At 70.0% G+C, this 25446-nt stretch carries 24 protein-coding genes; 6 read left to right on the top strand and 18 right to left on the bottom strand.

Annotation, left to right across the window (positions count from 1 at the left end; translation table 11 throughout):
• The first annotated feature begins 21 nt into the window (after positions 1 to 21).
• Complete coding sequence (locus tag QMO14_RS04905; RefSeq protein ID WP_301505052.1) at positions 22 to 573, top strand: C40 family peptidase; 552 nt, start codon at positions 22 to 24, stop codon at positions 571 to 573.
• Here the strand turns inward: QMO14_RS04905 and QMO14_RS04910 are convergent.
• The 6 genes from QMO14_RS04910 to QMO14_RS04935 form a co-directional block, all read right to left on the bottom strand.
• On the bottom strand, positions 570 to 1271 hold the full coding sequence (locus QMO14_RS04910) for a DUF2894 domain-containing protein (protein WP_301505054.1): 702 nt from the start codon (positions 1269 to 1271) through the stop codon (positions 570 to 572). The genes QMO14_RS04905 and QMO14_RS04910 overlap by 4 nt on opposite strands.
• Entirely contained in the window at positions 1264 to 1917 is a 654-nt protein-coding gene (locus tag QMO14_RS04915) for an OmpA family protein (protein ID WP_301505378.1), read from the bottom strand. The genes QMO14_RS04910 and QMO14_RS04915 overlap by 8 nt, the downstream gene beginning before the upstream one ends.
• Complete coding sequence (locus QMO14_RS04920; protein WP_301505056.1) at positions 1917 to 4547, bottom strand: DUF802 domain-containing protein; 2631 nt, start codon at positions 4545 to 4547, stop codon at positions 1917 to 1919. Before QMO14_RS04920 ends, QMO14_RS04915 begins: the two co-directional genes overlap by 1 nt.
• Positions 4544 to 5263 (bottom strand): DUF3348 domain-containing protein, encoded by a 720-nt coding sequence (locus QMO14_RS04925; RefSeq protein WP_301505057.1) that lies wholly within the window; start codon positions 5261 to 5263, stop codon positions 4544 to 4546. Before QMO14_RS04925 ends, QMO14_RS04920 begins: the two co-directional genes overlap by 4 nt.
• Positions 5264 to 5410: 147 nt before the next feature.
• The gene (locus QMO14_RS04930) at positions 5411 to 6691 is read right to left on the bottom strand and encodes an FAD-dependent oxidoreductase (RefSeq protein ID WP_301505059.1); all 1281 of its coding nucleotides are present in this window, start codon (positions 6689 to 6691) and stop codon (positions 5411 to 5413) included.
• A gap of 183 nt (positions 6692 to 6874) precedes the next feature.
• The gene (locus tag QMO14_RS04935) at positions 6875 to 7705 is read right to left on the bottom strand and encodes a DUF6502 family protein (protein ID WP_301505060.1); all 831 of its coding nucleotides are present in this window, start codon (positions 7703 to 7705) and stop codon (positions 6875 to 6877) included.
• Between the two features lie 375 nt (positions 7706 to 8080).
• Between QMO14_RS04935 and QMO14_RS04940 the strand changes: the two genes are divergently transcribed.
• The 4 genes from QMO14_RS04940 to QMO14_RS04955 all read left to right on the top strand — a co-directional run bounded on the left by QMO14_RS04940 (position 8081) and on the right by QMO14_RS04955 (position 11613).
• The gene (locus QMO14_RS04940) at positions 8081 to 10156 is read left to right on the top strand and encodes a carbon starvation CstA family protein (protein ID WP_301505062.1); all 2076 of its coding nucleotides are present in this window, start codon (positions 8081 to 8083) and stop codon (positions 10154 to 10156) included.
• A gap of 4 nt (positions 10157 to 10160) precedes the next feature.
• Positions 10161 to 10367 (top strand): YbdD/YjiX family protein, encoded by a 207-nt coding sequence (locus QMO14_RS04945; protein WP_013542989.1) that lies wholly within the window; start codon positions 10161 to 10163, stop codon positions 10365 to 10367.
• Positions 10368 to 10502: 135 nt separating this feature from the next.
• On the top strand, positions 10503 to 10931 hold the full coding sequence (locus QMO14_RS04950) for a sel1 repeat family protein (RefSeq protein WP_301505066.1): 429 nt from the start codon (positions 10503 to 10505) through the stop codon (positions 10929 to 10931).
• 97 nt (positions 10932 to 11028) lie between these two features.
• The gene (locus tag QMO14_RS04955) at positions 11029 to 11613 is read left to right on the top strand and encodes a lipocalin family protein (protein ID WP_367618146.1); all 585 of its coding nucleotides are present in this window, start codon (positions 11029 to 11031) and stop codon (positions 11611 to 11613) included.
• A 25-nt stretch (positions 11614 to 11638) separates the two neighbouring features.
• Here QMO14_RS04955 and metC read toward each other — a convergent pair whose 3' ends face one another.
• The 4 genes from metC to QMO14_RS04975 form a co-directional block, all read right to left on the bottom strand.
• A complete protein-coding gene (gene metC, locus QMO14_RS04960; protein WP_301505068.1) occupies positions 11639 to 12841 on the bottom strand; it encodes a cystathionine beta-lyase in 1203 nt (400 codons plus the stop codon).
• A 54-nt stretch (positions 12842 to 12895) separates the two neighbouring features.
• Positions 12896 to 13906 carry a tripartite tricarboxylate transporter substrate binding protein gene (locus tag QMO14_RS04965; RefSeq protein WP_301505070.1) on the bottom strand — a complete coding sequence of 337 codons (1011 nt, stop codon included), beginning with the start codon at positions 13904 to 13906 and terminating at the stop codon, positions 12896 to 12898.
• A 67-nt stretch (positions 13907 to 13973) separates the two neighbouring features.
• Positions 13974 to 15581: a rhodanese-like domain-containing protein gene (locus QMO14_RS04970; RefSeq protein ID WP_301505072.1), complete on the bottom strand. Its 1608-nt coding sequence runs from the start codon at positions 15579 to 15581 to the stop codon at positions 13974 to 13976.
• An 85-nt stretch (positions 15582 to 15666) separates the two neighbouring features.
• A complete protein-coding gene (locus QMO14_RS04975; RefSeq protein ID WP_301505074.1) occupies positions 15667 to 16260 on the bottom strand; it encodes a cysteine dioxygenase family protein in 594 nt (197 codons plus the stop codon).
• A gap of 108 nt (positions 16261 to 16368) precedes the next feature.
• On the opposite strand from QMO14_RS04975, the gene QMO14_RS04980 reads away from it, so the two are divergent.
• On the top strand, positions 16369 to 17286 hold the full coding sequence (locus QMO14_RS04980; protein WP_301505076.1) for a LysR substrate-binding domain-containing protein: 918 nt from the start codon (positions 16369 to 16371) through the stop codon (positions 17284 to 17286).
• Here QMO14_RS04980 and QMO14_RS04985 read toward each other — a convergent pair.
• The 8 genes from QMO14_RS04985 to QMO14_RS05020 form a co-directional block, all read right to left on the bottom strand.
• Positions 17253 to 18845, bottom strand: a complete 1593-nt coding sequence (locus QMO14_RS04985; protein ID WP_301505078.1) for a GGDEF domain-containing protein — start codon at positions 18843 to 18845, stop codon at positions 17253 to 17255. The genes QMO14_RS04980 and QMO14_RS04985 overlap by 34 nt on opposite strands.
• An 88-nt stretch (positions 18846 to 18933) precedes the next feature.
• Complete coding sequence (locus tag QMO14_RS04990) at positions 18934 to 19752, bottom strand: GNAT family N-acetyltransferase (RefSeq protein WP_301505080.1); 819 nt, start codon at positions 19750 to 19752, stop codon at positions 18934 to 18936.
• 14 nt (positions 19753 to 19766) lie between these two features.
• Complete coding sequence (locus tag QMO14_RS04995; protein WP_301505081.1) at positions 19767 to 20864, bottom strand: hypothetical protein; 1098 nt, start codon at positions 20862 to 20864, stop codon at positions 19767 to 19769.
• Positions 20864 to 21811 carry a class I SAM-dependent methyltransferase gene (locus QMO14_RS05000; RefSeq protein ID WP_301505083.1) on the bottom strand — a complete coding sequence of 316 codons (948 nt, stop codon included), beginning with the start codon at positions 21809 to 21811 and terminating at the stop codon, positions 20864 to 20866. Before QMO14_RS05000 ends, QMO14_RS04995 begins: the two co-directional genes overlap by 1 nt.
• On the bottom strand, positions 21808 to 22710 hold the full coding sequence (locus tag QMO14_RS05005; protein WP_301505085.1) for an iron-containing redox enzyme family protein: 903 nt from the start codon (positions 22708 to 22710) through the stop codon (positions 21808 to 21810). Before QMO14_RS05005 ends, QMO14_RS05000 begins: the two co-directional genes overlap by 4 nt.
• A gap of 117 nt (positions 22711 to 22827) precedes the next feature.
• On the bottom strand, positions 22828 to 23658 hold the full coding sequence (locus QMO14_RS05010) for an urease accessory protein UreD (RefSeq protein ID WP_301505087.1): 831 nt from the start codon (positions 23656 to 23658) through the stop codon (positions 22828 to 22830).
• Between the two features lie 136 nt (positions 23659 to 23794).
• Positions 23795 to 24322: a nucleoside deaminase gene (locus tag QMO14_RS05015; RefSeq protein WP_301505088.1), complete on the bottom strand. Its 528-nt coding sequence runs from the start codon at positions 24320 to 24322 to the stop codon at positions 23795 to 23797.
• Complete coding sequence (locus tag QMO14_RS05020; RefSeq protein WP_301505091.1) at positions 24319 to 25359, bottom strand: ABC transporter substrate-binding protein; 1041 nt, start codon at positions 25357 to 25359, stop codon at positions 24319 to 24321. Before QMO14_RS05020 ends, QMO14_RS05015 begins: the two co-directional genes overlap by 4 nt.
• Positions 25360 to 25446 lie beyond the last annotated feature (87 nt).

Below are 25446 nucleotides of genomic sequence, written 5' to 3' on the forward strand. Positions count from 1 at the left end.
TCACAAGCCCAGCCCTCCGACATGCACGACCACGCGCCTGCTGTGCCGACAACGCCGACCTCTTCTTCTTCCCCCGCATTGCAGCGCTGGCTGCTGCGTCTTCTCTCTTCCATCGGGTTCTGTCTTCTGATCGTGGGCTGCGCTGGCCCATCGGGGCCACGGCAGGGTGGCACGACAGGGCCCGCCGTCAGCAGCTCGCTGACGCCCGAGCAATCGAACAGCATCGCGATCCACGCGCTGGGCCTCGTCGGCACGCCGTACCGCTATGGCGGCAACACGCCCGACGGCGGCTTCGACTGCAGCGGCCTCATCGGCTACGTGTATCTCAACAGCGTGGGCGAATCGCCGCCCAGGACGGTGGCGCGCATGACGGGCTTCGGCAGCCCGGTGCCGGTGTCGGAGCTTCGCACTGGCGACCTCGTGCTCTTCGGCTCGTCCATGCCCTCGCATGCGGGCATCTATGTGGGCGGCGGCCGCTTCGTGCATGCGCCTTCGACGGGCGGCGTGGTGCGGCTGGACCGGCTCGACGGTGTGTACTGGTCGCGCCAGACGGTGCAGGCGCGCAGGCCCTAGCTCGATTTGCTTCTGCTGCTCTTCTTCGCAGGCTCGGCGCGTGAGCCTGCCGCGCTCGACGGTGCGGCCGCAGCAGCGCCACCACCAGCGTTCAGCTGATCGACCCACGACAGCGCATCGACATACGCCATGAACCGGTTGAGGTACTCCGGCGACAGGTTGTGCATCAGCGTGAGCGACCGGTGCACGAGGTGGTGCGAGTTGAGCGGGCCCGCGTTCTCGGGCACCTTCGACAGCGATTGCGTCAGGCGCCGGTCGGCGCTGAGCCTGGACCAGGTGCTCTGGAAGTAGCGGATCGATTTGAGTTCGGGCGCGGGAGGCGCAGCAGAGGCCTTGGTGGCGGCTCCGGCCTTTGCTGCTGCTGCCGGTGCAGCCGAGGCATTGCCGAGCATCGGTGCATGGCGCGCGATGTGCTCGGCGAGTTCCGCGAGCGGACTTGGCCCTGCTGCGGTCTCCTGCTCCACCGTGCTTGTGGGCTGCGCCTTCGCACGATCCTCGTCGTATGCCGCAAGAAGCGTCGCAACCTTGTCGTCCAGCATGCGCCGCGCCTCGCCGCCATGCGCGGTGGCACGCTTTGCCATTGCTTCGATGAAGCGGAAGCGCACGGGGTCGAAGCGCTGCTCGCCGCGCGAGAGGGCGGCGGCGACCATCGCGCCGATGTCGCGTGCGGCTTCGCTGCCTTCGGCCTTTTCAGTCACGGGGCTTCGCGTTCGCGCTGCTGGAAGGGCGCGGCGTGGGCGCCATCTCCACGCGCCGGTTCTTCGACCGGCCGTCGGCATCGGCATTCGACGCGACGGGCTGCTCGGAGCCGAACGCAGCCGCGAAGATCGACGACGACGGCACGCCGGATTCGATCAGCGCGCGCGTCACGGTCAGCGCGCGTTGTGCGGAGAGCTCCCAGTTGTCGGCGAACTGGCGCGCGTTGTCGCGCATCTGCCGGTCGTCGGTGAAGCCGCTCACCATCAGGATCTCGTCGCGCGACTTGAGGTAGCTGATCAGCGGGGCGGCAAGGCTCTTCAGCAGTTGCCGGCCTTCGGGCTGCAGCTCGGCGGAGTTGAAGGCGAAGAGCACGTTGCCGCTGATGCCGATGCGGCCGTTGGTCAGCGTCACTCGGCCGGCCGCGAGCGGCGCAGCCAGGGCCTGTTCGAGCGTCTGCAGTCGCTTGGCTTCGGCCTGCCGTTGCTTGACCTCGGTTTCCAGCTTCGACGCGAGTTCGAGCTGCATGCCGATCGCGCACACGAGGATCAGCACGAAGGCGCCGAGCAGGCCGGCCATGAGGTCGCCGAACACGGCCCATACGGGCACGCCCGGTTCGTCGAAGCCGGCCTCGATGTCGTCGCGGATCATGCTTCGCTGTCCGCGGGCGCCTGCTGCGGCAGCTGCCGCTGCCGCTCGGCGATCTGCTGCATGTCTTCGACGATCTGCTTCTGCGACATGATGCTCAGGTCGATCACCTCGCGCGCCTGCGCGACGTAGTAGGCCAGCTGCTCGTCGCTGCGCGCGATGGATTTGCCCAGCGCGCCTTCGATGCGCTGCAGGTGGCCCGCGAGCTTGTCGTTCGACTGGCTGAAGAGCTGCACCGCAAGGCCGAAGGCCTCGCCCAGGCTGGCCACTTCGACGGCGCTGCCGGTGATCTGCGCGGCGACCGAGGCCATCTTTTCGGACTCGGCGTCGGCCCGCTCGGTGAAGCGGTTGCCCACGCGCTCCAGCATCTCGGCCGACGCCGACACCAGCGTGTCGATGGCGGTGCGCTGTTCGGTGGAAGCGTGGTTCACCGCGTCGAGCAGGGTGGAGAGCGTTTCGAGGATGCGGCTGCGCTCTTCCAGCATCGTGTTGTCACGCGCCATGCCGTCGGCGAGCTTCTGGCGCAGCTCGGTGATCACTTCGGCTGCGGCGCGTGGTGCTTCCGCCGCTGCCTGCAGCAGCTGGGCGATTTCGGCAACGGTGCTCTTCGCGTGCGCCTCGGTCTGCGCTGACATGTCGCGCGCGGTCTGCGCCATGGTGTCGAGCAGCTGCTTCTGCTGGCTGGCGCTGTGCTCGCCGGCCTGCTGCCATTCCTCGCGCAGCGATGCGGCCATGTCGGTGAGCGACTGCGTCCATGCCGAGAGGCGTTGTTCGTCGCGCGAGGTCATCTGCGACACGATCTCGGCTGCGGCGCGCGGTGCTTCCGACGCGGCCTGCAGCAGTTTCGCGATCTCGGCGATGGTGTTCTTCGCGTGCGCTTCGTGCTGGGTCGACATGTCGCGCGCGGTCTGCGCCATGGTGTCGAGCAGCTGCTTCTGCTGGCTGGTGTTGTGCTCGCCGGTCTGCTGCCATTCCTGGCGCAGCGAGGTTGCCATGTCGGTGAGCGACTGCGTCCAGGCCGAGAGGCGTTGTTCGTCGCGCGAGGTCATCTGCGACACGATCTCGGCTGCGGCGCGCGGCGCTTCCGACGCGGCCTGCAGCAGCTTCTCGATCTCGGCGATGGTGTTTGTTGCGTGCGCCTCGGTCTGGGCCAGCATTTCGCGCGCGGTCTGCGCCATGGTGTCGAGCAGCTGTTGCTGCTGGCTCGCGTTGTGCGTGCCGGCCTGTTGCCATTCCTGCTGCAGCGATGCGGCCATGGCGGTGAGCGATTGCGTCCAGGCCGAGAGGCGCTGTTCGTCGCGCGATGCCAGCTCGGTCTGCAACTTCGCGTGCGATTGGTCGACGGATTGGAGCAGCGATGCGGAGTGTTGCTCGAAGGCTGCCGCAGCGGTCGACAGGGCCTGATGCGCATCGCCGGAGAGCTTTTCGCTCACGCGCTGGTGCTGCGCGAGTGCGCTGCTCCAGCTCTCCGACACGTTGCCGACGGCGCTTTCGAGGCGGGTGGAGACACTGTCCACCAGCGCGGCGGAGCGTTGCTCGAAGGTCTGGGCGAACTGGTCGTGCGAGCCGCGCATGTCGCCGGCCAGCGTTTCGCTGGTGCGCTGATGCTCCGCGAGCGCGCTCTTCCATGTGTCGGCCACGCGAGTGGTGGTGGCCTCGAAGCGGCCCGAGAGGCCGTCGAGCTGCTGCTGGACCGTCTTCGAAATGGTGTCGTGCAGAGCGACGGTTTCGCGTGCGATGCCGGCCATGGTGGCTTCGACCACGGGCTGGATCGCCGCGCCCGCGACGCGCGCGCTTTCGGTCAGACTGTGCTTCAGCGACTGGTCGACGGAAGCGGCGAGGTTGCCGTAGACGGTTTCGGCCTTGCTGTGGAAGCTGTCCTGGCTGGCGACGAGGCGTTCGTTCAGCGCCTGGCTCTGCCGTTCCATCGTGAGCATCATGGCCTGCAACTGGCCGACCAGCTCGGGCATGGCGTGGGCCTGCTGCTGCAGCAGCTTGAAGGATTCGTCGCGCTGGTGCGTCTGCGAGAAAACGCGCAGCACGGTGGCGATCTTCGTGTCGAGCAGTTGCGCGGCCTGAAGCCTCTCGCGGCGGCTCAGGGCAGAGGCCAGGCCCAGCATGGCGGAAGCGGCCACGCCGGCCACCGAGGTGCCGAAGGCCAGTCCGAGGCCCTTGACGGGGGCCGAGAGCGAATCGCGGATGGTCTGCAGGTCGGTCGAGCTTTCGAGCGCGACGCCGGTGCCCCTGAGGGTGACCACCATGCCGACGAAGGTGCCCAGCATGCCCAGCAGCACCAGGAAGCCGGCGAGGTAGGGCGTCAGCGCCGGGCCGGGCAGGCCCACGCGCTCGCCCTCGATGCGCAGGCGCACGGCGTTGCGCAGCGAAGGATGAAGGCGGTCGAGCCATGCGCCGAGGTTTTCCGGCGGGGCGGACAGGTCGGACACGGCCTGGGTCAGCGTGGCGGTCGCCTGCTGGAAGCGGTGCAGTTCCAGCGCGCCCATGATGTAGAAGGCGCCGACGATCAGGGTGACGGCCAGCGCCAGCGAGTTGGTGCCGACGTAGCCGGCGCCCACCCAGCCGACGACGGCCAGGCCGGCGGCAAAGACAGCGTATTGAAGGAATCGGGTCATGGGGTCCTGGTGGCCTGGGTGCGAAGGGCATCGAGCAGCCCTTCGACCGGTTGAAATCGAAAATCAAGTTCGGCGAGCAGCACGTCCTGCGCGTCCTTGCGGAACACGTCCAGCCATGCGTCGGAGGGCGGGGCGGCAGGCTGCGCTTCGTCTTCCTCGGGCGCTGCCTCGGCGGCCGCCGCCTTGCGCAGTCGCTCGAAATGCCGCTCCAGCAGCCCCGGCACGGCCGACAGCAGGCTGTGCTCGCGTGCTTCCAGCACCTGCGCCATCACCACGTCGACCGATGCCAGCCGCGCCATTGCGGGCGACCGGCCGGCCATGGCGGAGCGCAGCCTGCTGCGCAGCGAGCCAACGCCGGCTTCCATGGCCTGCTGCCGGGCGAGGTAGCGGCGGCGGTAAGGGGCGAAGTCCGAAGTTGCGTCCTTGCCGGCGCCGAAGGTGTTGTCTTCGACGATGGCATTGGCCAGTGCGGTGCGCACGCGGCTGCATTCGCTTTCTTCGGTGTTGCGGGGAGCTCGGATGCCTGCCTGCTGCGCCACCGCGGGCGCGCCGTCGAGCGCGGCCGACAGCGAGATCGCGTCGGTCCAGCCGAACCATTGGCTCAGCCTGTCGGCGGTGGGGTTCGTGGGTTCGCGGACATCAGCCTCGGCCAGTCGGGAAAGCAAGCGAATGAGCGCCGAGCCGTTGAAACTTGTGCGCCTGAAAACTTGCCCCATAACCTCCTGGACGCGTCTGACAGCGCCTGCCCGAAAAACCCGGCAGTCTACAACAGCACCCTCAGTCCGAGGCTCTCCGGGTGCCTGCGCGGGACGCCGGCTGTGTAACGAAATGCCTGTTTTCCATCGCCGACGTCATCGCCGGCCTCATTGCCGGACATCCGGCGACCGGACGTGCTCCGGCCGCGCGCCCAGTCCCACGGCGCGGGCGGGCAGCCTGCGCAGCAGCGGCCAGCGCGCCAGCATCCTCAGGGCCAAGGGCAGGGGCGCCTGGCGGGCCGGCTGCTCGCGGTCGAGCACCGCCATGAGCACGTTGTCCTGGATGAAGCGCTGAACGGCCTGGGTGACCTGCACGGGCCACTCGCGGCGGCGCTGCAGCTGGGGCAGCAGGGCGTCGATCTCCTTGTCGCCTGCGTTGCCGGCCAGCGCGGCTGACAGCAGGTTGGCGGCGGCCACCGCGYCCTGCACCGCGAGGTTGATGCCGACACCGCCCACCGGCGACATCGCATGCGCGGCATCGCCGATGCACAGCAGGCCGCGGCACGACCAGCTCTCGAGCCGGTCGACCGTCACCTCGAGCAGCTTGACCGAGTCCCAGTCGGGCAGCGCCGCGGGCAGCCTGTCGGCCAGGAAGGGCGCGATGCGGCCGATTTCGCGGTGGAAGGCTCCGATGCCCCGCGCCTTCAGCGCATCGTGGCCGCCCTTGGGTATGACGAAGGCGCACTGCCAGTAGTCGCCCCGGTTCAGCGTCACCAGGATGCGGCCTCCCGCGATGTGGCCGCCGGTGGCCGACGGGTCTTCCTTGCGGCGCGGAATGGCCATCCACAGCACGTCGATGGGCGCGCCGTAGCTGATGTGCGGCAGCGCCGCGGCGTCGCGCAGCGCCGAGTGCCGGCCGTCGGCGGCCACCACCAGCGAGGCGTGCAGCTCGACCTCGCGCGGCTGGCCGGCACGGCCGTCGCGCCGCACCCTCACGCCATTGACGCGGCCTTTTTCCTGCAGCAGGCCGATGGCTTCGGCGTCGGTCCAGAGCTCGAAGCCCGGATAGCGCCGGGCCTCGTCGCACATGAAGTCCAGGAACTCCCACTGCGGCATCAGCACGAGGAACCTGCTGTGCGAGGGCAGGTGGGTGAAGTCGGCCACCGGCACGGTGCGGCCTTCGAAGGTGGCGCGCAGCTCGTCGACGCGGTCGTGCGGGCGCTGAAGGAAGGCGTCGAGCAGGCCCAGCTCGTACAGGATTTCGAGCGTGGACGGGTGCACCGTGTCGCCGCGGAAGTCGCGCAGGAAATCGAGGTGTTTCTCCAGCACGACCACCGGCACGCCGGCGCGGGCCAGCAGCAGGCCCAGCACCATGCCGGCAGGGCCGCCGCCTGCGATGCAGCAGCGCGGCGTCGGGGATTCGCTCGCTTGGGCGGTTGGCGTTTCCATGGCTCCGATCGATCGATCCGGTCGCGCCGCGGACGACGTGGCCTGTGTGGGGTTCGGGCCCCAATGGCGGTCAGCTGCCATTTGTCTGCTGGTCGCGGCCGCTCGGTTCGGGAAGATGGTATCGGAGCCGGCTGCATCATGCGTTGCCCGTGCACGATGAACCCGGGCCTCCGAGCGGTTCCCCTATGGCTGGGGCGGCCCGCTCCCGCTCTTCTTCGGCGCGGCTTCGTCGTCTTCGTAGTAGGCGTAGATGCCGACGCGTATGCGGGCCTTGCTGTCGGCGGGCGCGCGATCGACGGCCTCGGTCATCTCGCGGGCCAGTTCGTGGTGCAGGCCGGCCCAGCGCTCGCGCGCAAGAAGCTGGATCTTCTCGCAGTCTTCCAGCGTGAGGCCGCGCGCGTACACCGAGCGCTCCAGCATGCGGGGCGTTTCGCCCAGGGTGTTGGAGACGGCGGCCAGCAGGTGGTCGCGGCCGTTGTCGCCCAGGAAGGCGAGCATCGACTGGAGGTCTTCGACCGGCACGAAGCCGTCTGCCATGAGTTCGGCCGTGCCGTTGTCCTCGGCGACCATGTTCAGGCGCACCAGCTCATCCAGGATGGTGCGATGGTGGATGTTGCCGCGGCTGGCCAGCTTTGCCACGCGCTCGAAGGAGGGCTCCTCGTCCTCGGTGGTGACCGGAATGCGGCGCAGGTCTTCGTTCTCGACCGTCATCTGCAGCCAGAGCGTGAAGGTCTTGGCGGCGGCCGACAGCTCGGTGTGCGGCAGCGGGTCGACGGTGGCGCGGACTTTGGCGGTGACGGCCTTGCGGTTCAGGCCGGTGGTGACCGAGATCTGGCTGAGGTTGGGCCGCTTCACGCCCTGCTGGCGCCAGGAGCGCTGCGCCTCCTCGATGAGCAGGTCGCGCAGCAGCTCCTCGAGGTGCGGGTGCTTCACGCCCATGGCGAGCGCCAGCCGGACCACCGGACGGAGGATGCGAGCGCAGGCGGCGAGGGCCCAATCCAGCCGTTGTTCCATGGGTGCGGTCGTTGCTCCTGGTTCTTTGCGTGCGAGGCGGGAAGGAAAAGGGGACAAGCTTGCAGCCGGTCCACTGCGAAGCAAAGCATTGTCGTCCGTCGGCGGGGCGGGCCTGCCGATGTGCCCGCCCACGCCGTCCTTTCCCTTGGCGGAAATGTCGCCAGTGGACTCGTCAATCCGAGGTGCGGCAACGCGCCCGAGCTTGCAGGCCCGGACCGCACGGGACCGGCACGCGGCAGCCATCGTGGATGCGGCAACGCCTCAGTCCAGGGTTTTCCATTACGCAAAGCCACGCGCTTGCCCCGCGCGGTCCGACGGATGCGCCCGCGCCCCGGCCCGGCAAAACTCCCGGGTTCAATCTGAGGAGACATCCGCATGCACAGCATCCGCCGCCATCTGGTGTGGCTGGTCGTGGCCGTGGTCGGCGCGTTCGCGCTCGCCACCGTGGCACTGACCCGCGGCGAAAGCGTCAACGCCCTCTGGGTGGTGGCCGCCGCGATCTGCACCTACCTGATCGCCTACCGCTACTACAGCCTCTTCATCGCCGACAAGGTGCTGGGCCTGGACGGCAACCGCAAGACGCCGGCGCACCGCCACAACGACGGCCTGGACTACGTGCCGACCGACAAGAACGTGCTGTTCGGCCACCACTTCGCGGCCATCGCGGGCGCGGGCCCGCTGGTGGGGCCGGTGCTGGCGGCGCAGATGGGCTACCTGCCCGGCCTGCTGTGGATCCTGGCCGGCGTGGTGTTCGCCGGTGCGGTGCAGGACTTCATCGTGCTGTTCATCTCCACGCGGCGCGACGGCCGCTCGCTGGGCGACCTCGTCAAGCAGGAGATGGGGCCGGTGCCCGGCATGATCGCGCTGTTCGGCACCTTCATGATCATGATCATCATCCTGGCGGTGCTGGCGCTGATCGTGGTGAAGGCGCTGGCCGAATCGCCCTGGGGCACCTTCACGGTGGCCGCGACGATTCCGGTGGCGCTCTTCATGGGGGTGTACCTGCGCTACATCCGCCCGGGACGCATCGGCGAGGTCTCGCTGATCGGCTTCGTGCTGCTGATGCTCGCCATCTTCGGCGGCCAGGCCGTGAGCCAGAGCGCCGAATGGGCGCCGCTCTTCACCTTCGACGGCAAGGCGCTCACCTGGATGCTGGTGGGCTACGGCTTCGTCGCCGCCAGCCTGCCGGTGTGGCTGCTGCTCGCGCCGCGCGACTACCTTTCCACCTTCCTGAAGATCGGCACCATCATCGCGCTGGCCATCGGCATCGTGTTCGTGATGCCGACGCTGCAGATGCCGGCCATCACGCAGTTCGCGCAGGGCAACGGCCCGGTGTGGTCGGGCAGCCTGTTCCCGTTCCTGTTCATCACCATCGCCTGCGGTGCCGTCTCGGGCTTCCACGCGCTCATCTCCTCGGGCACCACACCCAAGATGCTCGACAACGAACGCCATGCGCGCTTCATCGGCTACGGCGGAATGCTGGCCGAGTCCTTCGTCGCGGTGATGGCGCTGGTGGCGGCCTCGTGCATCGAGCCCGGCATCTACTTCGCGATGAACAGCCCCGGCGCGCTGGTCGGCACCACCGCGCAGCAGGTGGCGGCCACGGTGTCGGGCTGGGGCTTCGTGATCACGCCCGAGATGCTGGTGCAGACCGCCAGGGACGTGGGCGAGACCACCATCCTCGGCCGCGCAGGCGGCGCGCCGACCCTGGCCGTGGGCATGGCGCACATCCTGCACCAGGTGATCGGCGGGCAGGCCATGATGGCCTTCTGGTACCACTTCGCGATCCTGTTCGAGGCGCTCTTCATCCTCACGGCGGTCGACGCCGGCACCCGCGCGGGCCGCTTCATGCTGCAGGACCTGCTGGGCAGCTTCGTGCCCGCGCTCAAGCGCACCGATTCGCTGCCGGCCAACCTCGTCGCCACCGCGCTGTGCGTCGCGGCCTGGGGCTACTTCCTGTACCAGGGCGTGGTCGATCCGCTGGGCGGCATCAACACGCTGTGGCCGCTGTTCGGCATCTCCAACCAGATGCTCGCCGCGGTGGCGCTGATGCTGGGCGTGGTCGTGCTCTTCCGCATGAAGCGCGAGCGCTACGCCTGGGTAGCCATTGCGCCCGCCGCGTGGCTGCTGGCCTGCACGCTCACGGCGGGCTGGCAGAAGATATTCTCGGCCGACCCGAAGATCGGTTTCCTCTCGCACGCGGCCAAGTACACCGAAGGCATCGCCAACGGCGTGCTGGTGGCGCCGGCCAAGACGCCCGAGGCCATGTTGCGCATCGTCTTCAACGACCGCCTCGACGCCGCGCTGTGCGCGCTCTTCATCTTCGTGGTGCTGAGCGTGCTGGTGTACAGCATCAAGGCCTGCATCGCGGCGCGCGCGGCCAACCGCCCGACCACGCAGGAAACGCCCTTTGAGCCGGTCGGCGCCGCCACCGCGACGGCGGCCCACTGACGCCATGGCCCTCGCATTGCCGGAAGCCGGGCGCTACTTCGCGCGCTCGCTCAAGCAGTCGCTGCGGCTCATGGTCGGGCTGCCCGACTACGACGCCTACCTGACGCACATGGCGGCCACCCATCCCGACCGGCCGCCCATGAGTTACGAGGCCTTCTTCCGCGAGCGGCTGGAGGCTCGCTACGGGGCGGGCAAGGGGCGCTGCTGCTGAAGACGGCCCCCGACTCCTTGCGCGGGGGAGCCGGCTCAGCCTGCGCCTGAGGCCGCCTGCGCGAATTCCAGCTTTTCCGATCGGCACGGCAGCGCGACGATGCCTCCACGACAACAACATCCGTGGAGCGCATCGATGCCATCCGAACAACTCGACCTCGGCCGGATGACCGGCCTTTCGCTTCGCCTGCGTGTGGTGCTCTCGGGCGTGCTGATGCTGGCGGCCGCGGTCAGCGCTGCGCGTCCCTCGGGCGCGGACATCGACCTGCAGGCCGAGCAGCGCTTCCAACTCGCGCTGGAGGCCCAGGCCGCGCGCGACTACCGTGCCATGCTCCAGCACCTGCGCGACGCCGCGACCGACGGCCACGCCGAGGCGCAGGAGATGCTGGGCATGGTGCTGATGACCGGCCCGGCGCTCTACGGCAGCGCGGTGAGGGCCGATCGCTGCGAGGCCGGCGAATGGATGCGCCGCGCGGCGGTGCGGGGCAGCGAGACGGCGAAAGTGCAACTGACCTTCCTGAACCGCCTGCGCAGTTCGCCCGACGGGCGGCGCGCCTGCGGCTGAAGGGCCGTGCGCCCGATCACGGGCAAAGGCGCCGTCCGACGCCGGCCTGCCGGGGAGGCCGTTAGGCTGGGGCTCTTCCATCGGAGGCACGAGCAAGATGAAGCGACACCAGAAATATCCACTGGCCGGCCCGGCCCTTCTCATCGCGGCAGGCGTGGCGGCGATGTTCCTCGTCGCCGGGTGCGCGGTGTCGCCGCCCACCATTCCCACGGCGAAGCAGGTCGACCTGCAGCGCTTCATGGGCGACTGGTACGTGATCGGCAACATCCCGACGCGGCCCGAGCGCGATGCCTACAACGCGGTGGAGTCGTACACGCTGCAGCCCGACGGCCGCATCGACACGCGCTTCCGCTACCGCGAGGGCGGCTTCGACGGCCCCCTGAAGACGATGAACCCTGTTGGCCGCGTGGTCCCCGGCAGCGGCAACGCGGTATGGGGCATGCAGTTCGTGTGGCCGGTGAAGGCGGAGTACGTGATCGTCGACGTTGACAAGGACTACGGCCTGACGATCATCGGCCGCAGCAAGCGCGACTACGCCTGGATCATGGCGCGCACCCCGAGCATTCCCGAGCCGGCCTACGAGGCGGCGGTCTCACGCCTGAAGGCGCTGGGCTACTCGGTCGAGAACCTGCGCCGCGTGCCGCAGCGCTGGCCGGAAGAACAGGCCGGCGCGGCGAAGTAGCCGCCGGCAGGCCTCAAGCTGCGGCTCAGGGCGAGGCCATCGCCTCGAAGCCGCGCGCCAGGTCCGCCGTCAGGTCCTGAGGCGACTCCAGCCCGACGTGCAGCCGCACCACCGCGCCGCGCCGGCTCCAGTCCGTCACGCTGCGCGCGGCACGCATGTTGGTCCACGCGACGAGGCTTTCGTAGCCGCCCCAGGAAGAGCCGCGTCCGAAGAGGCCGAGGGCGTCGACGAAGCGCTCGACCGCCGGGTTCGCGGTGCCGGGTTTCAGTTCGATGGAGATCAGCCCGTTCGTGCCCCTGCAGTCGCGCTTCCAGAGCTCATGGCCCGGATGCTGCGGGAGCGCGGGGCAGAACACGGTCTCGACCTCCGGACGCTGCTGGAGCCATCGCGCCACTTCGAGCGCATGCCGCTCGTGCACCTGCAGCCTTGCCGACAGGGTACGCATGCCGCGCAGCACCAGCCATGCGTCGTCGGGGCTCACCGTCATGCCGAAGGCGTCGCAGCGCTCGTTGAGCGGGCGCCATGCGGCTTCGGTGGTGGCTACGGTGCCCATCATCACGTCGGAGTGGCCCGAGAGGTACTTGGTCGCGGCCATGGTCGAGATGTCGGCGCCCAGCGCGAGCGGGCGGTACTGCACGCCGGAGCCCCAGGTGTTGTCGGCCGCGAGCAGTGCGCCGCGCGAGTGAGCCAGCGCGGCGAGCTTCGGCAGGTCGCACATCTCGTAGACCAGCGAGCCGGGGCATTCGGCGTACACCAGCCGCGTGTTCGGCTCGAACAGTTCCTCGATGCCGCTGCCGTCCGCCGCGAAGAAGCTGCTGCAGATGCCGTACGGCTCCAGGAAGGAATGCACGAGGTTGCGCGTGGGCTCGTACACGCTGTCGGACATCAGCACGTGGTCGCCCGGCTTCAGGTACGACAGCAGCACCATGCCGATGGCCGCGAGGCCGGTCGGGAAGAGCCGCGTGCGCCAGGCGCCTTCGAGCTCGCTCACCGCGTCTTCCAGCGCGAAGGTGGTGGGCGTGCCGCGCGCGCCGTAGCTGAAGATGCGCTCCTCGTCGCGGCGCATGCGTGCGTCGCGCATCGCGCCCACGCTGTCGAAGAGCACGGTGCTGGCGCGCACCAGCGGCGTGTTGACGGGCACGCCTCCGGCGTGGGACGGGGCCTTGCCGGTGCGAGTCAGCCGGGTGTCCAGCGTCAGGCCGGAGGAAGCGTGGTGCGAGTCGGGCATCGTGTTCTGCTGGAGAGGGGAGGCGAGGGAGCCGGGGCCGCCATGTTGCTTCAATCAGTCGGCGCGCGCACCCGAAAGCTTGACGATGCGCGACCAGCGCTCGATGTCCTGCTTCAGCTGCGCCGCGAAGGCCTCGGGGGTGCTGGCCACCACTTCGCTGCCGCCGTCGGTGACGAGCTTGGTCACTTCGGGCAGGCGCAGGGTTCGCACGATGGCTTCGTTCAGGAAGGCCACGCGCTCGGGCGGGGTGCCGGCCGGTGCGAAGAAGCCGTACCAGTCCTCGAAGCGCGCGCCGGAGTAGCCCAGCTCTTCCAGCGTCGGCACCTTGGCGAACACGCCGATGCGGCGCGGACTGGTCACGGCCAGCACCCGCAGCTTGCCGTTCTGCACGAAGCCGGCCACGGATGCGGTGGAGGTGACCATCACGTCGACCTGGCCGCCGATCAGGTCGGTCAGGGCCGGGCCGGCGCCCTTGTAGGGCACGTGCGTCATCTCCACGCCGTTGTCCTTGGCGAGCACCACGCCGACGAGGTGCGAGAGCGTGCCGTTGCCCGGTGTCGCGTAGGTCACCTTGCCGGGGTTGGCCTTGGCCTTGGCGGCGAGGTCGGCGAAGCTCTTGATGGGCGAATTCGCTTCCACCACCAGCGCGAGCGGCGCGGCGTTGATCTGCGTGATGGGCACGAAGTTCTTGACCGGGTCGAAGCCCGGCGAGGCGTACAGCGAGGGGTTCACGGCCATGATCGACACCTGCGAGGTGAGCACGGTGTAGCCGTCGGGCTTGGCGTCGGCCACGGCCTTGGCGCCGATGTTGCCGCCCGCGCCGCCGCGGTTGTCGACCAGCGCGGGCTGTCCCATGATCTCCGGCAGCTTGGTGGTGACCAGGCGCGCGGTCCCGTCGTTGCCACCCCCCGGCGGGAAGGGCGAGATGAACTTCACCGTCTGCGACGGAAAGCCGTTGCGCGGCGCGAGCGGCTCGGCGGTGGCTGGCTGCAGTGCGAGGGCCGCGAGCCATGTGGCGGCGACGGCAAGACGGGCGATGTGCGGGATGCGGCTGGCGAACGGCATGACGGAACTCCTGGGGCTGGGAACTGACAAGGACGAACGGAAAGCGGGGTCGGGGGCTGACGGCGGCTCAGGCGTGAGACGCCGCAGCCGGCAGGCGGAAGGCGGCGCGCTCCTGCGCGTCGAGCTGCGCGACGAGGCCGGTCTCCCATGCGAGGTAGCGGCGCGCGGCCTCCTTGTTGCCGTCGTGCCGGTCGTGCACGAAGAACAGGTAGTCGATGCAGTCCGCGTCGGCGGGCAGCGCGGGCGTGGCCTCCACGGGCAGGCCCGCGGCGCTCCATGCGGCCATGCCGCCGGACAGCAGCAGCGCAGCGGGCGAGGCGCCCGCGAGTTCGGAGGCGGCGTTCCATGCGGCGAGCGCGGCGTCGTCCGCCACCAGCACGATCTGGCGTGTCTCGCCCTTCAGGTCGGCGGCCAGGCGCGGGCGGATCGACCAGCGCGCCTGCGCGATGTGGCCGGCGCGAAACTGCATGCTGCCGCGCAGGTCGATCACCGCCACGTCGTTGCGCTCGATGCGCGCGGCGAGCGCCTGCGCTTCGATGGTGCCGAGCGCAGGTACGACGGGCGCTGCTTCCGGCGCGAGCGAAAGCCCGCTCGCCAGCCCGCCCGCCAGCCCGCCCTCCAGCCCGTCTTCGAGCACGCAAGCGTCGTGCCCCATCTGCCGCAGCCAGCTCCCGATGGTGGGCGCGCGCACGCCATCGCTGTCGAACAGCACCAGCCGGGCACCTCGCACGCCGAAATACTGGTCGCCGGCCTGCATCAGCTGGCCGCCCGGCGTGTGCTGCGCGCCGGGCAGGCTGCCGGCGGCGAATTCCTCCGGCGTGCGCACGTCGCACAGGAAGAGGCTGCGGCCTGCGTCGTCGGCCCACTGGCGCACCGTCTGCGCGTCGACGCTCGGCACGTCGAAGCGCGCCGCGAGCGCCTTGGCGGCGGGGCGCAGGTCGGTGTTGCCGCTGTCGTCGGCATAGCGCTGCGTGCCGCCGTGCTCCAGCGTGTGGTCGTTGAGATACCAGCCCTGCGTGCCGTTCTCCAGCGCATACACCGGGTTGGGCAGCCCGAGGTTGATGAGCGTCTGCGCGCCGATGATGCTGCGCGTGCGGCCCGCGCAGTTGATGACGATGGGCGTGGTGGTGTCGGGCACCAGGCGGCGCACGCGGTAGGCCAGCTCGCCGTTGGGGCAGCAGGTGGCGCCGGGAATGTTCATCTTGCGGAACTCGCCGGTGGGGCGGCCGTCGAGCACCACCACCTTGTCCTTGCGCGCCAGCATGTCGGCCAGCTGGTCGGCGCTGACGCGGGGCGTGTGATAGACCTCCTCGACCAGCTCGCCGAAGGTCTTCGAGGGCAGGTTGACGCCCGCGAAGAGCACGTAGCCCGCGGCCTTCCATGCGCGGGCGCCGCCCCGCAGCACGTGCACGTCGGTGTAGCCCAGCGCGGCGAGCCGCGCGGCCGCGCGTTCGGCGACCTCGCCGCCGTCGCCCCCGTCGTACACCACCGTGCGCGCGCCGCGTCGCGGCACGAGGCGCGGCGCGTCGATCTCCAGCCGGCTGAAGGGCAGGGGAATGCCGTAGAACAGATGGGCCTCGCCGTACTGGCCGTGCTCGCGCACGTCGAGCAGCGCGATCTCGCCGCCGTCATGCAGCCAGGATTTGAGGGTCTTCGGGTCGATGGTGGTGGTCATGGAGGCAGGTGTCGGGACGAGTGAGGTCCTGCGAGGCCGCCGGGGCGGCCCGCATGAAGAACGGGGGAGGGGTGGAAGGAGAGGGCTAGCGGCGCGTCTGTACGCCGATGCCCATGGTCTGGTACGTGCCGGCCGCCAGGTCGTAGGCGGTGCGGCTGTTCAGTGTTTCGAGGGCGCGGCCGTACATGTGAAGGTGACGGATGACCTGCTCGCCCTGGATCTCCACCGAGTGGATGTCCTCGGGCATCAGCGCGATGCCCTTGCCCGGCGCCACGACGACCAGCTCGGTCTGCTTGAGCTTGCCCACGCCCGGTACGCTGCCGTCGTCGGTGCGCTCGTACACGCGGTTGTGCTCGGTGCCTTCCACCGCCGCGATGCAGGCCCAGGTGGTGTGGTTGTGCGGAACGATCTTCTTGCCAGGGCGCATGACGTTCAGGTACAGCGCGTAGCTCTGGTCCGGGTCTTCGGCGATCAGGTAGCGGGCCTGGTGCTCGCCCGCCTCGGGCGGCGGGAAGTCGGCGGCGCCCCAGTATTCGGTGTGCGCGGCCAGGCCCTGCAGTGAATCGAGCACCACGTCGAGTTTTTCCCGGGTGGGTTCAGCGCCGCCCATGGCCTTCTTCATGGCGGCGATGGACGCCTCGACGGCCTGGCTGCGTTGCTCGGACGGGGTGCTGCTCATTCGGTCTTTCTCCAGTGGGGTTGCCTGTTCGATGTGCGTCCACTGTATTGACGCAGGCATGACGCAACAATCCAGCTCGCGCAGGAAACACTTCAATAAAATTAATACATGCCCACGCTCGATCTCGAACTGCTGCGCTCCTTCGCGGCCGTCGTCAGCCATCACAGCTTCGCGGCGGCGGCGGTGCACCTGGGGCGCACGCAGTCGGCGATCACGCAGCAGATGCAGCGGCTGGAGGAGCAGATCGGCCACCCGCTCTTCGCCAAGCAGGGCCGGCAGAAGCGGCTGACGGAGCACGGCGAGAAGCTGCTGACCTACGCGCACCACATGCTGGCGCTCAACGACGAGGCGCTGCGCAGCCTGCGGCAGGGGCAGCTCGAAGGCAACCTGCGCATCGGCGCGCCGCACGACGTGGCCGAGACCATGCTGCCGCTGCTGCTGGCCGAGGTGGCGCGCACTTCGCCGCTGCTTCAGCTCGACATCCACATCGGCCGCAGCCCCTACCTGATGACCTCGCTCAAGAGCGGCGAGGTCGACATGATCATCTCCAACCGCGCCGACGCGCAGTCGCAGTTCGAAGGCGTGGTGCTGCGCAACTCGCCCACCGTGTGGCTGTGCGCCGCGAGCTACGTGCACGACCCGGCCAAGCCGGTGCCGCTCATCATGGCCGACGGGCCCAGCATCTTCCGCCGCATCGGCCACGAGGCGCTCGACACCGCGGGCGTGGCCTGGACGCCGCGCTACACCTCGTCGAGCCTGATCGGCATCAAGGCCGCGCTGCGCGCCGGGCTGGGTGTGACGGCGCGCGGCGTGGAGCAACTGGACGCCGGCCTGCGCGTGCTCGGCGCGGGCGATGGCATGCCGAGGCTGCCCGACCTGGCCTACTACCTCTACGTGCGCAGCCACGTGGTGAACCCGGTCACGCGCCAGGTGTTCGAGACGCTGAAGAAGCACCTGCGGCTGCCGCGCCCGGACATGCCGGCGCAGCTCGTTCAGCTCGCGGAAGCCGGCCCCGTCATCGAATAGCTGCCGCGCCCGCCCTGCTTGGCCCGGTACATGGCCTTGTCCGCCGCGGCGAGCAGGTCGCGCGGCGTCTCGCTGCCATCGCCCAGGGCGATGCCGATCGACACGCCGATCGCCTTGCTTGCCCGCTCCAGCGGCTGCGGCTCGGCGATCGCCTCGATGCACCGCTGCGCCAGCACCTGAGCACCCTCGTCGGCGGGCTCCTTCAGGCCCGTGGCGAGCAGCACGAATTCGTCGCCGCCGATGCGCGCCACCGTGTCCGTCTGCCGCACCAGCGCCTGCAGGCGGCGCGCGATTTCCTGCAGGGCCTTGTCGCCGGCCTCGTGGCCGAAGCTGTCGTTGAGGCTCTTGAATCCGTCGAGGTCGAGGTACAGCACCGCCACCCTGTGGCCCTGCCGGCTGGCGTGGGCCAGCGCCAGCTGCAGCCGGTCGTCCAGCAGCTTGCGGTTGGGCAGGCCGGTGAGCGTGTCGTGGTGGGCGAGGCGTTCCAGCGCCTCCTGGTTGTCGACCAGCTTGGCCAGCAGCCGGTTGAAGGCCTGCGTGAGGTGGCCGATCTCGTCGTCGCGCACCACCTTCAGCGGGGCGAGCGGGAGTTCGCCGCGGGTCATGCGGTCGGCCTGGTCGGCGGCGCGGAACAGCGGCCGCAGCAGCCATGTCATCACCAGGCCGAGGGCGATGAGAACCGCCGACACCGCGGGCCCGCGCTGCCGCAGGATGAAGGACTGCATGCGCCCCACCGGCGCCAGCGCCTCCGCGACGGGCAGCCGCGCCACCACGAACCAGCCGCTCGTCGGCACCGAGGCGATGGCGGAGATCTCGTCGACGCCCTTGGCGTTGCGCGTGGTCCCGCTGCCGCGAAAGCCCGCCATGGCGCGGTCGTGCAGCGGGTTCACGCCGTCGCGCGGCGTCGGCGTGAGGGACATCGCGACGTCCGTGGAGGCAACGAACAGCCGGTCGCGCGGCGAGATCACCAGGATGCCGCCTGACTGGCCCACCCGGCCGTCCTGCAGATGGTTGAGCAGGCCGTCGGCCGTGAGGTCTGCGGTGCCCATCAGCACCGCGGCCACCTGCCCGGCGCGGTTGCGCAGGGGCACGGCCATGGGCAGGGCCGAATGACCCGAGGGCGTGGCGTGGGGACGGCCCACCGCGCGCTGCCCGGCGAGCGCGGCGGTGAATTCCGGACTGTCCGTGACCGGCTCTCCGGCATCGTCGAGCCGGTTGCCGCCGGTGTCGGCAACGCTCAGGCCCAGCGGAAACAGGTCGCTGAGCGCGCCTCGCTCGGCGAGCCAGGCCCGCAACTGCCGGGGCTGTGCCAGCAACTCCGGCGGCACGGCGCCCGCCAGGCGTTCCAGGAAGGACAGCCGCTCGCCCAGGTAGTTGTCGACGTCGCGGGCCACGTAGGCGGCCAGGGCCGTCTGTTGCGTCGCCACCGACCTGGTGAGGTCCTCGCGCAGGAAGCGCGTGAGCTGGATGTAGCTGGCGGCGGTGCCGACGACCGCCATGACCAGACCCATGAAGAGCAGACGGAAAACCAGGCTGCTTGCGGATTTTCGGAGGGTCACTCTGGCGTCGGGTCTGGAGGCGGTAGGTGCGGGACTTTATCCGATGCCTTCCCACGGCCCTTCTTCGGGCCCCGTCCGCCGCCCGGCTTCAGCCCGCGGCCCCGAAGAAATGCTGCCTGTAGCGCGGCGCCACGTCGTCCACCCGCAGCATCATCGGCAGGTCGGCCGTGTTGAATGCGGCATCGAGCGCGGGCGGGCCGAGCAGCCGCGCGCCGCAGCGCAGATAGCCCTTGATGAGCGGCGGGGCGGCTGGCGGCGGTGTGTCGCTGTAGGCATCGGTGTCGGGCTCGGCGTCCAGCGGCAGCGCGATGTGCGGCTCCACGCGCCAGCGCTTTTCCACCAGGTGGGTGCGGCACAGCCGGTGCCACAGCCGCGCGGCCGTCGCGCCCTGGTCGTCCAGGCCGATGCTGGCGCAGCCGATCATGGTGTCGAGCGCATGGTCGACCATGTACTGCCCCAGCGCCGTCCACAGCGCCATGACGACGCTGCCCGAGCGCCAGTCGGCGTCCACGCAGGATCGGCCCAGCTCCAGCGCGTTGCCGCGCAGCGGGGCCAGCGGGGAGAGGTCGAACTCGGTGTCGGTGTAGAAGCCGCCCGCCCTGCGCGCCGCTTCCGGCGTGAGCACGCGGTAGGTGCCGATCAGCGGGCCGGGGCCGTTCACCGGGTCGACCGCGCGCACCAGCAGGTGGTCGCAGTAGCTGTCGAAGCGGTCGGCATCCAGGCCGGGCGGGGTGCCTTCAGGCGGCGTGAGGTGCGCGCCCATCTCCAGTGCGAACACGCGAAAGCGCAGGCGCTGGGCGTCGCGCAGGTCTTCCTCGCAATCGGCCCAGCGGGTTTCCAGCGCGGGCGTGGCGCTGCAAGAGGTGAACGGACGATGGGGCAGGGCTTGCGAAGAGGCGATGTCCATGTGCGCGCGGCCACTCAGTTGGAGGGTGGATAGCGGCCGACCAGGCGGTTCTGCCGCCGGTTGAGCCGTGCGAGCGCGAGCAGGCCGATGGGCCGCACGCCGGCCCTGCGCTGCGCCGCGCCGATGGCGAACAGCAGGCGCTGCTTGGCGAAGACCATGCGGAAGCCCTGGATCACGCCGATGTCCGGGTCCCAGGCCTCGATGGCCTCGGAGCCCGCGCCGTTGACTTCCATGATCGTGAAGTCGCGCCCGGCGGCGAGCTCGCGCAGGCTCTCGTAGCGCACGTCGAAGCGCCCGAAGCGGAAGTCGGGCATGTCGCGCGCGACGGCGTCGACGGCGCGCACCAGCTCGGCCGTGACGAGCGACGCGCCATCGCGGTAGAGCCCGCCCACGCGGGTGGAGCCGATGATGGCCAGCCGCACCTGTTGCCCGGGCGCCGGCACGCTGTCGGGCGGCACGCTGCATTCATGGCGCGGCGAGCGCGCGATGCGGCGCGCCCGTACGTCCGCAGCCACGAGCTGGGCCACCGTGCTGCGGCCGTCGCCCGTCACGCGCGGGAAATAGCGCAGCGCAAGCCCGACGATGCGGCCCTCGCCGCTGACCGGATCGCGCGCGTAGAAGATGCCGGCCTCGCCTTCCTGCGGCAGGTAGCGTTGCAGCACGACTGTCTCGCCTTGGGGAAAGACAGCCAGGTAGGCCCGCAGCGCCGCCATGTCGGGCAGCAGGCGCACGCCGTAGCCGCACAGGCCGAGGTCGGGCTTGGCGACCAGCGGGAAGTCGAGGCCCGCCGCGGCGATGGTTTGCCGCAGCGATTCCTCGGTCGCCGTGCCGTCGTTGAACACCGCGCAGTAGTCGGCCGTGACCGAGCGCGCCAGCGGCCCCATGCCCCGGAAGTATTCGAGCTTGCCTTCGCCTACCAGCCCACCCGAGGTGATGTACGGATTGGCGGCGCAGGGCACGGTGGCGCCGCCGTGGCGCAGCGAGAGCCACAGCCACTGCACCACCAGCGGCACGCAGATGAGCCACTTGGGCATGCGCTCCAGCACGCTGCATTCGCGCACCACGGCCAGCCGCGAGGTGTCGGCGCCGCCGAGCTCCAGTTCCGCGGCCATCACCCGGCCTCCGGCCTGCGCGTGGCGACGAGGCCCACGGCGGCGATGCGGTCGATGTGCGCGTACACCGGCCGCTCCAGCTCCTCGCCGAACACGTCGGGGTCGATCTCGGCGTAAGACCATTCGAAGGCGGGCGCCGCCAGCAGCGGCCGCATCTCGGCGAGGAAGGGATCTTCGCCGTCGACCATCGCCACGCCCGTGTAGAGCAGCAACTGCCCGCCCGGTGCCAGCCGCTTCAGCGACTCGGCCGCGATTCGTGCGCTCAGCGCCCGCCCGAGCCGGGCGCCGCCGTGGCGGTAGGCGCGCTGGGCGGCGTCGTCGAGGTAGGGCGGGTTCGACACGATGAGGTCGAAATCGCCCTCGACGGCCGACAGCGCATCGCCCTGCGCGAGCGTGACTGCGACGCCGGCGACCTCCGCGTTGACGGCCGTGTACTGCAGCGCGAGCGGGTTGATGTCGTTCATCACGACCGTCGCGGGCGTGCCCGTGGCGGCCAGAGCGCGCGCCACCGCGATGCCGCCCGCGCCGCTGCCGCAGCCCACGTCGAGCACGCGCATCGGCTTGCGTCGCTCCTGATGCTGGTCCAGCGCATGCCGGATGAAGCGTGCGAAGCGGCTGGTGTCGGGGCCGAAGAACACGGCGTTCTCCTCGACCGTGGGGTAGGCCGAGTGAAGGAACAGGTCGTCCTCCAGGCTGGAGATGCGCACCGTGCTGCGCAGCAGCGACCCGGTGCGGCGCACGATGCCGGCATGCTCCATGGCGGCCAGCAGTTCCGGCGGCACCGCGCGGGGCTCGAACGACAGGTTCCAGCCGAAGATGTCGCGCAGCGTGGTGCCCGGTTCGCGCCCGCGCCGCGCGAGCACGCGCTGGTGGGTGAGCGGCGTGACGGTGGTGAAGCGATAGCCCGCGCCAGCCACCCGCCGCAGCACATCGGCCGCGTCCATCATGCGGCCAGCTCCTCGGCCTCGCGCAGTTCGGCGGTGTAGCGTTCGAAGCAGCGCTCTCCGCAGGCCAGCCGCATCAGCGCGCCTTCGGCTATGAACTGCCCGCAGGCCGGGTTGGCATCGACCAGCGGCCGGATCACTTCGCGCAGCCACGCGCGCGAGTGCGACACGTCGAGCGCCGCATGCAGGTCGAAGTAGGCGCGCGCGCGGCCGCTCAGCCCCAGGCGGCGCATGCCGGCCGCCACATGCTTCACGCGCCCGGGGGCGGTGAGCTCGATGACGCCGAGCGCTCCTATCGAGTGGTAGGCATAGCGCCGCGTGGTCGCCAACGCGACCATGGTGTTGGCGAGCGCGAGCGATTCCCACACGGTGGTGTCGATGGCAGGGTGCAGGTCGAGTTCGCGCACCATCTGCTCCAGCATCTGGCCGTGCATGGCGCTCTGCTTGCCGTGCCCCATCTCGTCCCAGAAATTGCGCGCGCATTCCAGCTTGGGCTGCGGCGGCAGCCTGACCTGGGTGCAGGCCAGCAGGTCCTCGAAGCCCGCTTCGCCCGCGGCTTCCTGCGTGAGGAACCAGCGCATCTGAGGCAGCGTGGCTTCGCTGGCCAGCCAGTCGAAGAGCGCATGGTGCTGGCCCGGCCCGATCTGCTCCAGCGACTCGAACCAGGCGACGAAGTGGGCCGCGTTGCCGGTGGAAGCCGATGCCGCCGCCTGCACGGCGGCGCGCAGCGCTTCGAGATGCTCGCCCTCCAGCAGGCGGCAGGCGTGCTCGTCGGCGAGTTCGTCCTTCCACCACGGCGAAGGGATGCCGGGCCTCAGCCGCACGGCGTTGAACCGCGCCAGCCGGCGGTGAAGCTGCGTGCTGGTGTCTGCGCTGGCGTCCGGGGTGTCGTCAGTGGACATGGCCGATCCTCGTCATCCGCTGGGCAAAGGGGCAGAGTGCGCCTTTGCGCGGCGGCTGTCCGTCAGACGGCGCCTACAGATTCGGCCCCGATGCCTGGGGCGCGTGGAGAAACTGCTTCAGGTCGACCAGATGCGCGGCGTGGCCGCAGGCAGCTGCCACAGCTCGCCACGCCAGGCCTGCCAGACCTGCCGCAGMAGCTGCATCGCGGGCTCGACCACGGGGGCCAGCACGCGAAGCACCACCACCTCGGCATGCGGGCTGGTGGCGCCGGCGCTTTCGGCCAGGGGGCTTGCCTCGAGCAGCATGCGTGCATGCGCGAGCAGGGCATCGCGCCGGGCGCGCGCCACCGGCGAGCCCGCCACGAAGAAGAGCGATGCCATGCAGCGGTGGCCGCCGAGGCCGATGGGGCTCTGCAGAAGCCGGTGGTCGGCCGCGTCGATGCGCCCGCGCTCCAGCCAGGTGCCGGGCACTTCGATGTGCTGCAGGAAAGAGCCTCGCTCGAAGGGCTGGCCGGCGTTGGGCAGGCCCAGCGCGGTCACGTCCCAGCCGATCAGCTCGGCGCCGGGCTCGGCCTCGATGCTCAGCCGGTTCTCGGCCTGGCAGCCGCTGTAGCAGATGGCTTCGAGCGGCAGCCATTCGAGCCGCGCGCCGGCCGCGAGCCGGATGCGGGTGCGCTGCAGTGCCAGCTCGCCCTCGCTGCGGTAGAAGCGCGAGGCGCCGGGCGTGGTGATGAGCCCGTGGCTGCCGTCGGCGCCCTCGATGTCGATGTCGAGCGTGTCGCCGCCCACCAGCCCGCCGGGCGGATGCACCAGCACGTTGTGGCAGACGGCATCGCCCTCGGGATAAAGGCTCTGCAGGATGCGCAGCGGGCCGTCATGGCGGAAGCGGGCGACGGTGCGGGCGGATTCCTGCTGGTAGGAGAGATGGAGACGGGCGTGCCAGGGCATTGAGAGAGTCTAGAGCGTGCCAGCCGAGCGGATTTTTCGTGGAACACCGCGGAACCGGCTTTGCCGGGCCGCAGGTGTTGCCCCCGGTAGGGGGTTGGCGAAGCGACACGAAGTGCGCGCAGCCTGGGGGCGAGTCCTATTTCCAGGCACCGTCGTGCGCGGCGCTGGCCTCGTCGATGAGAGCCGGGCCGATGCACTCGATGGGATGCGGCGAGGCGCGGAACACGTCGCGGCACGACAGCTCCGCATCGCGCTGGTCCTGCCGCTCGCCACGGAACACGCGCAGCCGTTCGGCGTCGATGCCGAACACCACGCGGCCGATGTTCGACCAGAAGATCGCGCCCGCGCACATCACGCAGGGCTCGCCCGAGGCGTAGAGCGTGGCGCTGGCGAGTTCCTCGCGCGAGAGCCCGCGCCCGGCCAGCGCGCGCAGCGCGTTGACCTCGGCGTGGGCGGTGCAGTCGCCGGTCTCGGTGTTGCTGTTGCCGGCCTCGGAGAGCACTTCTCCGGCGGCAGACACGATGACGCAGCCGAAGGGCCGGTTGCCCCTGCGCCGCGCCGCGTGCGACCACACGATGGCCTTGCGCAGGTAGCGGCCGTCGCGCTCGTCGAGGGCTGTCTCCTGTGGATAGAGGGGGCTGTTGTTTTCGCTGTTGTCGTTCATGCCTTGGAGAGCTTTGGAAGGGTGCGTTCGCTGCGCGATGGAAGCATCGAAGTGTTGAATATGGCGTCGGCCGCGGGCTTGACCTTCAGGCCGAAGACCTCGGCCACCTCGTCGACCTGCTGCTCCAGCGTGAGCTTCTTGATGTCGCCGAGGCCATGGCCCTGCGTATCGGCCGCGCCTACGTACTGCGCGGTGATGCCCCAGCGCTCGAGCTCGATTTTCTCATCGAGGATGGGCTCGCGCTGCCGCATGGCCGCGATGCTCGGCGCCGGGTTGGCGAAGGTCTCGACGATGGCGCGGTTGCTCGCGCGCAGGAAGGCGGCCACCACCTTCGGGTTCTGCGCGATGAGGTTGCTGCTCGCGAGGATGGCGTTGCCGTACAGGTTCACGCCCGCGTCGGCGTACTTGAGTACCGAGAGCTCCTCGGGCTTCATGCGCGCGAAGAGCGACACGGCCGAGTCGTGGAAGTAGGTGGCCGCATCGACGTCGCCGCGCACCATCACGTTGTCGCGCGCGCTGAAGTCTGTGGTCTGCCACTGGAAGGCGTCGGCGCGCATGCCCTGCTTGCGCGCCACCATGGGCCACGCGCGGCGGGTCGATTCGACGGCGGCGGCCGCGACCTTCTTGCCCGCGAGGCTCTTGAAGTCGCCGGTCACGCCGCGGTCCTTGCGGCCGATGATCGCGAACGGTGCGCGGTTGTAGTACTGGTAGACGGCCTGCACCACCGGCGTGCCGGGGTTCTGCGCATTGAACTCGACCAGCGAGCTGATGTCGCCCAGCCCCAGCTGGTAGACGCCGCTGGCGATGCGCGTGATGGAGGCGACCGAGCCGGCGCCGGTGTCGATGCTCACGTCCAGGCCCTCGTCCTTGTAGTAGCCCTTGGCCAGCGCGAGGAAGAAGGGCGCGGTCTGCCCGTTGATGCGGAAGTCGAGGGTGAACTTCAGCGGAGTGAGCTTGCCGCCCTGCGCAAGCACGGCGGGAGCGGCGATGGCGGCAATGGTTGCGGTAGTGGCCGCGAGAAAGGATCGACGTTGCATGTGGGGCCTCGGAAGCTTCGTTTCTTGAATCCGTTCGCCCCTCCTGACGAAGATCGGGAAGAGGGCGGCGGTCGGTTCAAGAGCAAT

It is taken from the genome of Variovorax sp. CAN15, assembly GCF_030462475.1.
Taxonomy (GTDB): Bacteria; Pseudomonadota; Gammaproteobacteria; order Burkholderiales; family Burkholderiaceae_C; genus Variovorax.